Source organism: Bradyrhizobium sp. AC87j1, from assembly GCF_002936975.1.
In the GTDB taxonomy this organism is placed as follows: domain Bacteria; phylum Pseudomonadota; class Alphaproteobacteria; order Rhizobiales; family Xanthobacteraceae; genus Bradyrhizobium; species Bradyrhizobium shewense.
This window is the reverse complement of record NZ_PTFE01000033.1, coordinates 64,177-76,954: the sequence shown is the minus strand read 5'-3', so window position 1 is coordinate 76,954 and position 12,778 is coordinate 64,177. Positions and strand designations below refer to the sequence as shown.

Annotated in this window: 14 protein-coding genes; 12 read left to right on the top strand and 2 right to left on the bottom strand. The window is 65.1% G+C overall.

The genetic code is table 11. From position 1 onward, the window contains the following. The coding region (locus CV770_RS18915) for an SDR family NAD(P)-dependent oxidoreductase (RefSeq protein WP_146101321.1) at positions 1-454 on the bottom strand (454 nt) is incomplete at its 3' end. Positions 455-707: 253 nt separating this feature from the next. Then, positions 708-1,766, bottom strand: a complete 1,059-nt coding sequence (locus CV770_RS18905) for a polysaccharide deacetylase family protein (protein ID WP_104463375.1) — start codon at positions 1,764-1,766, stop codon at positions 708-710. 164 nt (positions 1,767-1,930) lie between these two features. Between CV770_RS18905 and CV770_RS18900 the strand changes: the two genes are divergently transcribed. The 12 genes from CV770_RS18900 to pstB all read left to right on the top strand — a co-directional run bounded on the left by CV770_RS18900 (position 1,931) and on the right by pstB (position 12,773). Next, on the top strand, positions 1,931-3,325 hold the full coding sequence (locus tag CV770_RS18900; protein ID WP_104463374.1) for an OmpA family protein: 1,395 nt from the start codon (positions 1,931-1,933) through the stop codon (positions 3,323-3,325). 2 nt (positions 3,326-3,327) lie between these two features. After that, a complete protein-coding gene (locus CV770_RS18895) occupies positions 3,328-3,624 on the top strand; it encodes a hypothetical protein (protein WP_165637786.1) in 297 nt (98 codons plus the stop codon). A 99-nt stretch (positions 3,625-3,723) separates the two neighbouring features. Beyond that, a complete protein-coding gene (locus tag CV770_RS18890; RefSeq protein WP_104463373.1) occupies positions 3,724-4,314 on the top strand; it encodes a TetR/AcrR family transcriptional regulator in 591 nt (196 codons plus the stop codon). Then, positions 4,311-5,216 carry a haloalkane dehalogenase gene (locus tag CV770_RS18885; RefSeq protein ID WP_104463372.1) on the top strand — a complete coding sequence of 302 codons (906 nt, stop codon included), beginning with the start codon at positions 4,311-4,313 and terminating at the stop codon, positions 5,214-5,216. The genes CV770_RS18890 and CV770_RS18885 overlap by 4 nt, the downstream gene beginning before the upstream one ends. Before the next feature lie 11 nt (positions 5,217-5,227). Then, positions 5,228-5,455 (top strand): Rdx family protein, encoded by a 228-nt coding sequence (locus CV770_RS18880; RefSeq protein WP_104463371.1) that lies wholly within the window; start codon positions 5,228-5,230, stop codon positions 5,453-5,455. Positions 5,456-5,473: 18 nt separating this feature from the next. Further along, entirely contained in the window at positions 5,474-5,905 is a 432-nt protein-coding gene (locus CV770_RS18875) for a GNAT family N-acetyltransferase (protein WP_104463370.1), read from the top strand. A gap of 428 nt (positions 5,906-6,333) precedes the next feature. Then, a complete protein-coding gene (locus CV770_RS18870) occupies positions 6,334-7,389 on the top strand; it encodes a putative bifunctional lysylphosphatidylglycerol flippase/synthetase (RefSeq protein ID WP_104463369.1) in 1,056 nt (351 codons plus the stop codon). A gap of 58 nt (positions 7,390-7,447) precedes the next feature. After that, entirely contained in the window at positions 7,448-8,740 is a 1,293-nt protein-coding gene (locus tag CV770_RS18865; RefSeq protein WP_091965845.1) for an ATP-binding protein, read from the top strand. A gap of 150 nt (positions 8,741-8,890) precedes the next feature. After that, positions 8,891-9,904 (top strand): phosphate ABC transporter substrate-binding protein PstS, encoded by a 1,014-nt coding sequence (gene pstS, locus CV770_RS18860; RefSeq protein WP_091965895.1) that lies wholly within the window; start codon positions 8,891-8,893, stop codon positions 9,902-9,904. Positions 9,905-10,112: 208 nt separating this feature from the next. Continuing rightward, on the top strand, positions 10,113-11,102 hold the full coding sequence (gene pstC, locus CV770_RS18855; protein ID WP_201759920.1) for a phosphate ABC transporter permease subunit PstC: 990 nt from the start codon (positions 10,113-10,115) through the stop codon (positions 11,100-11,102). 4 nt (positions 11,103-11,106) lie between these two features. After that, the gene (pstA, locus tag CV770_RS18850; RefSeq protein ID WP_028139783.1) at positions 11,107-11,958 is read left to right on the top strand and encodes a phosphate ABC transporter permease PstA; all 852 of its coding nucleotides are present in this window, start codon (positions 11,107-11,109) and stop codon (positions 11,956-11,958) included. Beyond that, positions 11,955-12,773, top strand: coding sequence for a phosphate ABC transporter ATP-binding protein PstB (gene pstB / locus CV770_RS18845; RefSeq protein WP_028139784.1), 819 nt, complete (start codon positions 11,955-11,957; stop codon positions 12,771-12,773). The genes pstA and pstB overlap by 4 nt, the downstream gene beginning before the upstream one ends. Positions 12,774-12,778: the final 5 nt, after the last annotated feature.

The following is a 12,778-nucleotide window of genomic DNA, read 5'->3' as shown; positions in this document are numbered from 1 at the left end:
AGGCGATGTTGATCACCTTCGCCGGCCGCTCCGCGCTTGCGGCTGCGCGCAGCGGCGCGGCCAGCGCCTTGGTCAGGAAGAACGGCGCCTTGACGTTGAGGTTCATCACCTTGTCCCAGCCGCTCTCCGGGAATTCGTCGAACTCCGCGCCCCAGGCGGCACCCGCATTGTTGACGAGGATATCGAGCTTCGGCTCGCGCTTCCTGAACTCGGTTGCCAGCAGCTCGGCGCCGGCGAGCGTCGAGATGTCGATCGGCAGCGCGATGCACTCGCCGTCATATTGCGCGGTGAGCTCTTGCGCAGTCGCCTCGCAAGGCCCGGCCTTGCGCGCGGTGATGTAGACCTTTGCGGCGCCGGCGCTGAGAAATCCTGCCGCGATCATTTTGCCGATGCCGCGCGAGCCGCCGGTCACCAGCGCGACGCGGCCTTTGAGCGAGAACAGATCGTTGAACATGGTGCCTCCCTGGGTTTGCGCTCGTTGTGAGCGGCGAGGGGTGGGGAGTCAAGGAAAGGCACTGGGATGCGATAGGAGTGTGGCGCGAGAGCGCTCCGTACAAGGCGGTGTCGTCCCCGCGAACGCGGGGACCCATAACCACAGGGAGTGGTTTGGCGATGACTCGTCGTTCGGTACTTCTACCAGACGCAATCGATAAATTCCGCGGTATGGGTCCCTGCTTTCGCAGGGACGACGGCGGAGATTGGGGAAGCTACGCCGCCGCGATCCGGCGGAAGCCGTTCCACATCGCGGTCGCGGCGCCTGAGGTCAGCACCGGCAGGATTCGCGCGTCCTGGTAGTTGCCGTTGAGGGAGACGCGCGGCAGCGCCGTCATGTGGGCGGCGTTGTCGGCAAACAGCATGCCGGGCCGCGTCGTCACCGCGGTCTTGAAGCCCGCGGTTGCAGCAAGGCCGAATTCGCGCATCCCCGCGGCCTCGCGGTCGCCATAGGGATAGGCGAGATGCAGCACGGGGCGCTGCAGCGCCTGCTCGATCCGCGCGCGGCTCGTGGCGATCTCCTGCGCGGCGACGTCTTCCGCCACCTTGGCGAGATTGCAATGGCTGACGCTATGCGCGCCGATCGTGACCAGCGGATCGGCGGCAAATGTCTTCACCTCCGCCCAAGACAGGCAGAGGCTGCGGCACAGCGCTGCCATGTCGACGTCGTATGTCGTGCAGAGCGCCTCGATCTCTCGCGCCAGATCGTGCTCGCCCGGTAGCGCGCGCAGCCAGTCGTGGAGGCGGTCGAACGTTGCCTGCTTGGCCGCGGGCGTCGTCGCATCGAGCCGCAGCGCGGAATTGCCTACTCTGACGTCGACCTGCTCGGTCTTGGCGATCACGGCCTCCAGCGCCGTCCACCACAGCCGTCCAGTGCCCTCGGCAAAATCGCTCGCGACATAGACCGCCAGAGGCGCGTCAAATTCGCGCAGCACGGGCAGCGCATAGTCCAGATTATCGCGATAGCCGTCATCGAGGGTGAAGGCAGCGAAGCGATGGTCGAACCGGCCCTGCACCAGCCGCTCATGCAGCTCGTCCATGCTGATGATGTCGATGTCGCGCGAGCGCAGATGGCACAGCGTCGCGCGCAGGAATTCGGGGGTGACTTCGAGATGCCGGTTCGGCTGGAACACGGCCTCACGGGCCGGCCGCACGTGGTGCAGCATGAAAATGGCGCCGACGCCCGACAAAAGCGGGCGCAGCAAGTGGTGCGCCCCGCTGAAATAGAGTGCTCCCAGCCCGGCGCGGATGACGTTGTTACGCAGTTGTTTCATGACCCGCTGGCGGACTCTGGCATTCCGCTTTCAACTTACGGAAGAACCCTTGAAGAAAAAGTTATTCCGATTGTCCAGGCGGGGCCTTCGCAAGGGCACCATTTCCGGTTTGACAGCCTGCCAAGGGTTTGTTTTGTCTCCGGTTCCAGAGTTCGGGTCGTCGAATGAAGAAGCTTTTCAAGTGGGCCAGCAAATGGTGGCCGGGGCTGATCCCCTTGGCCGTCATGTGGGGATTTGCGGCCTGGAACAATACCTTACCGGTCGAAGCCGACCTGTCGGCGCGTAGCTCGGCTGCGCTGAAGGACACCGTTCTGGACAAGACCCGGATCGCGGTCGATGGCCGCGATGTCAGCCTGGCCGCGGACGCCTTCTCCGAGGAGGGGCGGCGGGATGCCGTGATGGCGGTGGAGACCGTCCCCGGCGTCCGCCTGGTCGACGACCGGACCCGCCTTGTTCCCGAGGCCAAACCCTTCGTCTGGAATGCCGAGCGCGACGTGGTGCGGGTGACGCTCTCAGGCTCCGCGCCCTTGCCGTCGATGAAGGGCCGGCTGACAGAGGCGGCCCGCAAGGAGGTCGGCGGCGTCGAGGTGGCCGACCAGATGGGGCTGGCGCGCGGTGCGCCGCCGCGGTTCGAGGCTGCAGCGACGCTGTTGCTGGACCAGATCGGCAAGCTGAAGGACGGCAAGATCACGATCACGGACACCAAGGTCAATCTGTCGGGCATGGCGCGCGATCTCGGTGGCCGCGAGGCGATCGTGGCGGCGCTGAAGAACCTGCCCGAGGGCTTTTCGATCGCCGCCAACGACGTCAAGGCGCCGCCCTATATCTTCCAGGCCTACAAGGATCCGGTCGCCGCGACCGTGACGCTGACCGGCTATGTTCCCGACAACACCATCCACGCGGCGATCGCCACCAGCGCCGCGCGAAAATTCTTCACCGAAAAGGTCGTCGACAATCTCAAGGCCAGCATCGGCGCGCCCGGCTCCTTCAACACCGCCGTGATCGCAGCCCTCGGCGCGCTGTCGCGGCTGTCGACCGGCACGCTCGTCGTCTCCGACCGCGAGGTGAAGCTGTCGGGCGATGCGCTCTACGAGGGGGCCGCCAACGACATCCGCGCGGGCCTCGGCAAGGACTTCCCGAAAAACTGGCAGTACAAGCCGGAGATCACCGTGAAGCCGGCGGCAGGCCCGGTCGATGGCACCGTGTGTCAGCAATTGTTCTCCGAGCTCCTGGCCAAGGGCAAGATCCGCTTCGCAGCCAAGCGCGCCGACATCGATCCGGATTCCGCCGCCATTCTCGATCACCTGATCGAGACGGCGCTGCGCTGCCCCACCACCAATGTCGAGGTCGCCGGGCATACCGATGCCGACGGCGAGGACGGCTTCAACCGGGCTCTCTCGGAGAAGCGCGCGCAGGCGGTGATCGACTATCTGGTCAAGGCCGGCCTGCCCGCCAGCCGCTTCACCGCGGTCGGCCATGGCAGCACGCAGCCGCTCGCCGGCAACGACACCGACGAAGGCAAGGCGCAGAACCGCCGTATCGAATTCCTGGTGAGGTGACGATGCCCTATCTCGTCTCGTTCCATCTGGGCTGGCTGATCGGCTCGCTGCTGCTGGGCTTTTGCATGGGCTGGATCTCGGTGGTCCAGCGCGGCAACGGCACCTCGAAGGTGACGGCGCGCTGGCTCGCCGCGCTTGCTGCCGCCCTGGTCGCGGCCTCGTTCGCACACGTCGTCCCCGGCCGCTTCGGCTACTGGCTCGACCTCGGTCTGATCATGTTCGCCTGCTACCTCGTCGGCTGCACCATCGGCGCCTGGCTGCGCGACCGCGTGGTCTCGCGCAGCATGCGGACCGGCTGAAGCTCCGCCGCCAAGCCTCTTTTTCTGTTCGGGACACGTCGTCGAGAGAGACATCAACGCTCCGCTTGACAATAATACGTACGTACGTATTGTTCCTGTATGCCCAAGCCCTCACTCAAAGACGCCATCCTCGACGCCGGTCTTAAGGTCATGTTCCGGACCGGCTATCACGGCACCAGTGTGCGCGATGTCACCACTGCGGCAGGCGCCCCGCAGGGGTCCTTCACCAATCATTTTCGCTCCAAGGAAGCGTTCGCCTCGGAGGTGCTCGATCGCTATTTCGAGATCACGAAGGGATTGGTCGCGGAGGCCCTTGAAGACGCCTCGCTGACCCCGCGGGCGCGGCTCAAGCGCTATCTCGACATCATCACCGGACGGCTCGAAGCCGACGGCTACGGACGCGGCTGCCTGATCGGCGATCTCAGCCTGGAAGCGGCCGGCAGCAGCGAGATGCTGCGCAGCCGCCTTGCCGAAATCTTTGCCGAATGGCGCATGCCCTTCGCGGCCTGCATCAGCGAGGCGCAGAGGAGCGGCGAGATCGATTCCGAATTCGAGCCCGAGGAGCTTGCCGATTTCCTGCTCGCGTCCTGGCAGGGCGCGATCCTGCGCATGAAAGTCGACCGCACGCCCAAGGCGCTCGAGCGTTTCAAGTCCATCGCATTCAAGACCGTCTTCAAGGAGCCGACATGAGCCAGCAAGCCGAGATCCAGATCCGCAGCGCCTCCGTGCTGGGAAGCACGATGGCTTATCGCGACACGGGCACGCAGGATGCGCCGGTCGCGCTCTTCCTTCACGGCAATCCGACGTCGTCGCATATCTGGCGAAACATCCTGCCGCTGGTGGCGCCTGTAGCGCGTTGCATCGCGCCCGATCTCATCGGCTTCGGCCGGTCCGGCAAGCCCGACATCGCCTACCGCTTCTTCGACCATGTCCGCTATCTCGACGCGTTGATCGAACAGCTCGGCGTCACCTCGGCCTATCTCGTTGCGCAGGATTGGGGCACGGCACTCGCATTTCATCTCGCGGCGCGCCGGCCGGCCTTCGTGCGCGGCCTCGCCTTCATGGAGTTCATCCGGCCGATGCCGACCTGGCAGGATTTCCACCAGGCCGAAACTGCGCGCCAGACTTTCCGCAAATTCAGGACGCAAGGCGAGGGAGAGGCCATGATCCTGGAGGCGAACGCCTTCGTCGAACGCGTGCTGCCCGGCGGCATCATGCGCACCTTGAGCGAAGACGAGATGGCGCCTTATCGTGCGCCCTTTCCGACGCCTGACAGCCGCCGTCCCGTTCTGGCCCTCCCTCGGGAATTGCCGATCGCCGGCGAGCCCGCCGATGTCGATCAAGCGCTTCAATCGGCTCATGCGTCGCTCAGAGCGTCTGCCTGTCCGAAGCTGCTGTTCGCAGGCGAGCCGGGGGCCGTCGTCGCTCCCGAATTTGCCGAGACCTTTGCGGCCTCGCTGCAGCACTGCGCGCTCGTCCGCCTCGGGCCTGGCAGGCATTACCTCCAGGAGGATCACCCCGACGCGATCGGCCGTTCCGTTGCCGGCTGGATCGCCGGCATTGAAGCGGTGCGTCCCCAACTGGCGGCCTGAAGGAGGACGAGATGTCCGACGTAACCATCATCTATTGCCGGCCGTGCGGATACGAGAAGCGTGCCAAAGAGGCGGCCGTGGCGCTGCGCCAGCAGCTAGGGCTGGAATCCGATCTCGTCCCCGGCAAGGGCGGCGTTTTCCAGGTCAAGCTCGGTGATCGGATCGTCGCCAGCCGCAGCAAAGGACATTTTCCTGACGGCGACGAAATCGTCGCTGCCGTCACCGCCGCGCAGGAATGAGCCGGGGAGGGCGTAGCGATGTCGATTGTCTGGGCCGACGATCTCGCCGGGATCGACTGGGATGAGCTATCCGAGCTCTATCGCATCGCGCCGCTCGGCAACAAGGCGCCGGCCGATCTCACGCTGGTGTTCGGCAACAGCATGTTTCGCGCCTTCGCCATTGAGGATGGTCGCATCGTGGGGGCGGGACGCGTCTTGGCCGACGGCCGGGACTGCGCCTATCTCTGTGATGTCGCCGTGCACCCGGACCACCAGGGGCGGGGGCTCGGCCGCGACATTATCGAGCGTTTGCTTGTGCATTGCCGCGGCCATCGCAAGGTCATCCTCTACGCCGTCCCGGGCAAGGAGGGGTTTTACGAACGCCTGGGCTTCAGGCGGATGACCACGGCCATGGCGATTTTCGAAGATCAGGCCGGAGCCTATGGCCGCGGCTATTTGACCGCGCCTTGAGGCTGCGCCCGGGGTCCGCGGCCTTCCGGCGCATCGGACAACCCGTCGAACGGAGGCCGGGATTGCCCCTCTTTCAACAGGCGGGCGCGGTCCATAGATTGACGTCGGCTTAAAGCGTGAAGGAACATTGTGCGGCCGAAATCATCAAAACTTCATGGCGCCTGCGCAGGATCGCCATGGAGATTCGCCTCAAGTCCTGCCGCCGAAGGCGTCAAACCGTGCATCAGGAGCCCGCAACCCTGCCTAAAATATTGAATGCACGTGTTTTTGTTCGAATTGGCGAATTCCACTTCGCCCCAAAACGCGCTAGTGGAGGGGCAGGGGGCATGCGCGATACCGGAGCCGGCGGCGAGGGTTCGTTGAGTGCCAGTGCGTCGTCCGCCTGTTCGCCGGCCACCCTGGCCGCTGAAGCGTTGTTCGAGGTCTAGATGCTGGAAGCCATACGCAGGGCGACGTCGTTTCTGCGCCAGAAGCAAGTCCTGCATAAGCTTGGCGTTGTGATCAGCGTCGCGGTCATCGGCATCGCTTGCTATGTGCTCTACCACATGTTGCGAGGCATCGATTTCAACGAAGTCCTCGAAGCGATCAAGAGCACCGAGCCGACCCAGATCGCGATGGCGGCGCTGTTCGTCACCGCGGGCTATTTCACCCTGACCTTCTACGACCTGTTCGCCGTGCGCGCGATCGGCCATGCCCATGTGCCCTATCGCATCAATGCGCTCGCGGCCTTCACCAGCTATTCGATCGGCCACAATGTCGGTGCATCCGTCTTCACCGGCGGCGCGGTGCGCTACCGCATCTATTCGGCCTACGGGCTGAACGCGATCGACGTCGCAAAGATCTGCTTTCTCGCCGGCCTGACCTTCTGGCTGGGCAATGCCGCCGTGCTCGGCCTCGGCATCTCCTATCATCCGGAGGCAGCCGCCTCGATCGACCAACTGCCGCCCTGGCTGAACCGGGCGCTGGCGCTGATGATCATCGTCGGGCTGGTCGGCTACGTGGTCTGGGTTTGGACCCAGCCGCGCGTGGTCGGCCGCGGGCCCTGGACCGTGGTGCTGCCGGGCGGCCCGCTGACGCTGCTGCAGATCGCGATCGGCATCGTCGATCTCGGTTTCTGCGCGCTCGCGATGTATGTGCTGGTCCCGGACGAGCCCAATCTCGGCTTCGTGGTGGTCGCGGTGATCTTCGTCTCGGCCACCCTGCTCGGCTTCGCCAGCCACTCGCCGGGCGGGCTCGGCGTGTTCGACGCCGCCATGCTGGTCGGTCTCTGGCAGATGGATCGCGAGGAACTTCTGGGCGGCATGCTGCTGTTCCGCGTCCTCTATTATCTGTCGCCCTTCGTCATATCTGTAATCTTGCTGACGTTTCGCGAAGTTATCATCGGCGCACGATCGAAGCGCTTGCAGCAGGCGGCGCTCAAGCTCGACCCCGGCCCGGCGCGTGAAGCCGCTTATGTGAGAGAGCGCAGCGACAGCGGTGCCTGACGGCGCCAAGCCTTATTTGGACAGGCCTTCAGACAAGCCCCAGGAGAAGTCCGCCCCGATGGCGATCGACGCCCCATCTTCTCCCTCCGCCCAGCCCTGGTCCGACCGGCTGCGGCATTCGACCGTGATCCTGATCGCCGCGGCGCTGGCGCTGTCCGTCGTCGTCTCGCTCGGCGAATTGTCGGCGCTGCACGCCGCGATCGTGTTCCTCTGTATCGCGGCGGCGGCGCTGGTCCCGTGGCGACTGCATGATCCCGCCGCCTCGCGCGACGACGTCAGGCGCATCAACCCGGTCGAGAGCGCGGCGGTGGCCGCGGTCGTCGCCGGCATGCCAGATCCGGCGGTGCTGCTCGACCGCGCCGGCCGCGTCATCCATCTCAATGCCGCCGCCGCCCAGCTCGCGCCGGCGCTGCGCCGGAACGAGCTCGCCCAGTTCGCGCTGCGCTCGCCGGAGATCATCACCGCGCTGCGCGAGGCGATCGCGACCACCGAGCCGCGGCGCGCGACCTATCTCGACCACGTCCCGGTCGACCGCTGGCTGGAGCTCATGATCACGCCGGTGCCGGTGCCGACCAGCTTCGGCGGCGCGGACAAATGCATGCTGATGACCTTCCACGACCAGACGCCGCTGCGCCGGGTGGAGGAGATGCGCGCCGACTTCGTCGCCAATGCCAGCCACGAGCTGCGCACGCCGCTGGCCGCGCTGTCGGGATTCATCGACACGCTGCAGGGCCAGGCCAAGGACGATCCCAAGGCGCGCGAGCGCTTCCTCGGCATCATGCACAACCAGGCCACCCGCATGGCGCGCCTGATCGACGATCTGTTGTCGCTGTCGCGGGTCGAGCTGTCGGCCCATGTCCGGCCCGACACCCTGGTCGATTTGCTGCCGATCATCCGCCAGGTCGCCGACGGGCTCGAGCCGCTGGCGCGCGAGCGTCAGGTCGAGGTCGAGATCCATCTTCCTGATAGCCCGGTGATGATCGCGGGCGACCGCGAAGAACTGCTCCGCCTGTTCGAGAATTTGATCGAGAACGCGCTCAAATACGGTGCCTCCGGCGGACGCGTCATCGTGTCGCTGACGCCAGCCGCGGCCACTGATGGAACTCAGGAAATCCGGATCATGGTCCGCGATTTCGGCCCCGGCATCGCGCCCGAGCACCTGCCGCGGCTGACCGAGAGATTCTACCGGGTCGACGTCGGCGACAGCCGCTCGCAGGGCGGCACGGGGCTCGGATTATCGCTGGTGAAACATATTCTTAACCGCCATCGCGGCCGGCTTTTGATCGAAAGTGTGCCCCGGCAGGGCGCCACTTTTACCGCCTGTTTTCCCCAGGCTAAGACTTTAGTTTAGACCTGAAACTCCAGCGATTTCAATCGCTTGAGTGTGTCATCCGACTGTCACGAAACCTTCGTAAAAGCACAGCCGACCGCTCCTAAAGGGGCGGCGCGGGGAGCGCGATCGGGCGCGGTTGGCGCTTCGCTCCCCTGTATGGAGACCAGCATGAATTTCCTCAAAACGATCGTCGCTGCCGGCATGGTCGCCGCTTCGACGACGGCGGCCTTTGCTGCCGACATCACCGGTGCCGGTGCGACCTTCCCGTTCCCGATTTATTCCAAATGGGCTGACGCCTACAAGAAGGAGACCGGCAACGGTCTGAACTACCAGTCGATCGGCTCCGGCGGCGGCATCAAGCAGATCCAGGCCAAGACCGTGACCTTCGGCGCCAGCGACGCGCCGCTCAAGGCCGAGCAGCTCGAGAAGGATGGCCTCGTCCAGTGGCCGATGGTGATGGGCGCCATCGTCCCCGTCGTCAACCTCGAGGGCGTGAAGCCCGGCGAGATGGTGTTCGACGGCGAGACGCTCGCCAGCATCTATCTCGGCAAGATCACCAAGTGGGACGACGCCGCGATCAAGAAGCTCAATCCGAATCTGAAGCTGCCCTCGGACGCCATCACCGTGGTCCGCCGCTCGGACGGTTCGGGCACCACCTTCAACTTCACCAACTATCTCGCCAAGGCCAGCGCGGACTGGAAGAGCAAGGTCGGTGAGGGCACCGCGGTCGAGTGGCCGGTCGGCGTCGGCGCCAAGGGCAACGAAGGCGTGTCGGGCAACATCAGCCAGACCAAGAACTCGATCGGCTATGTCGAGTACGCCTATGCCAAGCAGAACAAGCTGACCTATACCGGTCTCATCAACAAGGCAGGCAAGCCGGTGCAGCCGACCGTCGAAGCCTTCCAGGCGGCCGCTTCCAACGCCGACTGGGCCAAGGCGCCTGGCTACTACGTCATCCTGACCGACCAGCCCGGCGAGAAGTCGTGGCCGATCACGGCGGCGACCTTCATCCTCATGCACAAGGATGCCACCGACAAGGCGGCCTCGCAGGAAGCCATCAAGTTCTTCCGCTGGGCCTTCAAGAGCGGCGGCAAGGCGGCTGAAGAGCTCGACTACATCCCGATGCCCGAAGGCGTCGTGACCCTGATCGAGAAGACCTGGGCTGCCGAGATCAAGAGCTAAGCGAGATCAAGAGCTAAGTAAGGCTCTCGCGTCCCGGACGCGGCGCGACCCTGGCGATGCGAAGCATCGTCCAGTGTGCCGCTCCGCGAGGGCGGGGACTACAAGACTTCCGCTCCGGATCGGCGCGCGCCGCGTCCGGAGCGCGAGACCGACAAAAAGACTGACAACAAGCGTATATTATCGGGCACAGGGGATCGGCGTGGCAGAAATGGTCGTTCAGAGCGATGTAATCGACGACGCCGGACCGTATGACCGCGCCAAGGCCTTGAGCGCGTTCAAGCTCGGCGACGTCACCTTCTACTGGATCACGCGGCTGTCCGCGATCTCGGTGCTCCTCATTCTCGGCGGCATCATCGTCTCGCTGATCGTCGGCGCGTTCCCGGCGATGAAGGAATACGGCTTCTCCTTCCTGTGGACGCAGCGCTGGGCGCCGTCGGCCGATCCGCCCGTGCTCGGCGCGCTCGGACCGATGTACGGCACGCTCGTCACCTCCTTCATCGCGATGCTGATCGCCATTCCCGTCGGTCTCGGCATTGCGATCTTCCTCACCGAGCTCTGCCCGCAATGGCTGCGCCGCCCGATCGGCATGGCGATCGAGCTGCTCGCCGGCATTCCCTCGATCATCTACGGCATGTGGGGCTTCTTCGTGCTGGGCCCGTTCCTGGCCAACACCTTCCAGCCCTTCATGATCAAGATCTTCGACGGCGTGCCCGTGCTGGGCGCGATCTTCGCAGGTCCGCCGTCCTATCTCAGCACGTTCAACGCCGCGCTGATCCTCGCCATCATGGTGCTGCCCTTCATCACCTCGATCTCGGTCGACGTGTTCAAGACGGTGCCGCCGGTGCTGAAGGAGGCCGCCTACGGCGTCGGCTGCACCACCTGGGAGGTCGTCCGCAGCGTGGTGATCCCCTACACCCGCGTCGGCATCATCGGCGGCGTCATGCTGGCGCTGGGCCGCGCGCTCGGCGAGACCATGGCGGTGACCTTCATCATCGGCAATTCGTTCCGCATCTCCTCATCGATCTTCGCGCCGGGCACCACGATCTCGGCGGCGATCGCATCCGAATTCGCCGAGAGCGACGGCCTGCACCAGTCCGGCCTGATCCTGCTCGGTCTCTTGCTGTTCGTGCTGACGTTCTTCGTGCTGGCCGCAGCGCGGCTGATGCTGATGCGGCTGGACAAGAAGGCGGGGAAGTAACGTCATGGCGCTCAATCCGATCTATTCGCGTCGTCGCCGCAAGGACATCGTCATCCGCGGGCTCTGCTTCGCCGCGGCCGCCTTCGGCGTCACCTGGCTCGCGCTGATCCTGATCACGCTGCTCTTCAACGGCCTGGCCGGCCTCAATCTTGAGATCTTCGTCGCGGATACGCCGCCGCCGGGTTCGACCGAAGGCGGCCTGCGCAACGCGATCGTCGGTTCGATCATCATGACGTTGATCGGCGTCGGCATCGGCGCCCCGCTCGGCCTGTTCGCCGGCACCTACCTTGCCGAATACGGCCGCAACGACCGGCTGACCTCGGTGATCCGCTTCATCAACGACATCCTGCTCTCGGCGCCCTCGATCATCATCGGCCTGTTCATCTATGGCGCGGTGGTGGTGCCGATGCGTGGCTTCTCCGCGATCGCGGGCGCGCTCGCGCTCGCCGTCATCGTGATCCCGGTCGTGCTGCGCACCACCGAGGACATGCTGCTGCTGGTGCCGAACCCGCTGCGCGAGGCGGCCTCGGCGCTCGGCCTGCCGCGCTCGCTGGTGATCAAGCGGATCGCCTATCGTGCGGCCCGGTCGGGCCTCATCACCGGCGTGCTGCTCGCCACCGCCCGCGTCGCCGGCGAAACCGCGCCGCTGCTCTTCACGGCGCTGTCGAACCAGTTCTTCAGCCTCGGCCTGAACAAGACGATGGCCAACCTGCCGGTCACCATCAACAACTTCGTCCAGAGCCCCTACGCCTATTGGAAGCAGCTGGCCTGGAGCGGCGCGCTGCTGATCACGCTCACCGTGCTTGCCCTGAACATTGGCGCGCGCATCCTCGGCGCCGAGAGGACTGCAAAATGACCGACCTGTCCGTATCCATGAGTTCCAACGCTCATCTGGCCTCGCAGCCGCTGCCGGAAGCCCCGGCCAAGGTGACGGTGCGCAATCTCAATTTCTATTACGGCGAGCACCACGCGCTGAAGAACATCAACCTGACGCTGGGTGCCAACCGCGTCACGGCGTTCATCGGCCCGTCGGGCTGCGGCAAGTCGACCCTGCTGCGCATCTTCAACCGGATGTACGACCTCTATCCGGGCCAGCGTGCCACCGGCCAGCTCATGCTCGACCAGACCAACATCCTCGACCCCAGGCTCGACCTCAATCTGCTGCGCGCCCGGGTCGGCATGGTGTTCCAGAAGCCGACGCCGTTCCCGATGACGATCTACGAGAACATCGCCTTCGGCATCCGCCTCTACGAGAAGATCTCGAAGTCCGAGATGGACGACCGCGTCGAGAAGGCGCTGCGCGGCGGCGCGCTGTGGAACGAGGTCAAGGACAAGCTCAACGCCTCCGGCCTGTCGCTCTCTGGCGGCCAGCAGCAGCGCCTGTGCATCGCCCGCACCGTCGCGGTGCGCCCCGAAGTGATTTTGTTCGACGAGCCCTGCTCGGCGCTCGACCCGATCTCGACCGCCAAGGTCGAGGAGCTGATCCAGGAACTGTCCGAGAACTACACGATCGCGATCGTCACCCATAACATGCAGCAGGCGGCGCGCGTCTCCGACAAGACCGCCTTCATGTATCTCGGCGAGCTGATCGAATTCGACGACACCAGCAAGATCTTCACGTCGCCGAGCGACCGGCGCACGCAGGATTACATCACCGGCCGGTTCGGCTGAGGAGA

Excerpts from the sequence above, each read along its gene's own strand:
- CV770_RS18905 (WP_104463375.1), bottom strand. The coding sequence starts at position 1,766 with ATGAAACAACTGCGTAACAACGTCATCCGCGCCGGGCTGGGAGCACTC.
- CV770_RS18900 (WP_104463374.1), top strand. The coding sequence starts at position 1,931 with ATGAAGAAGCTTTTCAAGTGGGCCAGCAAATGGTGGCCGGGGCTGATC.
- CV770_RS18895 (WP_165637786.1), top strand. The coding sequence starts at position 3,328 with ATGCCCTATCTCGTCTCGTTCCATCTGGGCTGGCTGATCGGCTCGCTG.
- CV770_RS18890 (WP_104463373.1), top strand. The coding sequence starts at position 3,724 with ATGCCCAAGCCCTCACTCAAAGACGCCATCCTCGACGCCGGTCTTAAG.
- CV770_RS18885 (WP_104463372.1), top strand. The coding sequence starts at position 4,311 with ATGAGCCAGCAAGCCGAGATCCAGATCCGCAGCGCCTCCGTGCTGGGA.
- CV770_RS18880 (WP_104463371.1), top strand. The coding sequence starts at position 5,228 with ATGTCCGACGTAACCATCATCTATTGCCGGCCGTGCGGATACGAGAAG.
- CV770_RS18875 (WP_104463370.1), top strand. The coding sequence starts at position 5,474 with ATGTCGATTGTCTGGGCCGACGATCTCGCCGGGATCGACTGGGATGAG.
- CV770_RS18870 (WP_104463369.1), top strand. The coding sequence starts at position 6,334 with ATGCTGGAAGCCATACGCAGGGCGACGTCGTTTCTGCGCCAGAAGCAA.
- CV770_RS18865 (WP_091965845.1), top strand. The coding sequence starts at position 7,448 with ATGGCGATCGACGCCCCATCTTCTCCCTCCGCCCAGCCCTGGTCCGAC.
- pstS (WP_091965895.1), top strand. The coding sequence starts at position 8,891 with ATGAATTTCCTCAAAACGATCGTCGCTGCCGGCATGGTCGCCGCTTCG.
- pstC (WP_201759920.1), top strand. The coding sequence starts at position 10,113 with ATGGTCGTTCAGAGCGATGTAATCGACGACGCCGGACCGTATGACCGC.
- pstA (WP_028139783.1), top strand. The coding sequence starts at position 11,107 with ATGGCGCTCAATCCGATCTATTCGCGTCGTCGCCGCAAGGACATCGTC.
- pstB (WP_028139784.1), top strand. The coding sequence starts at position 11,955 with ATGACCGACCTGTCCGTATCCATGAGTTCCAACGCTCATCTGGCCTCG.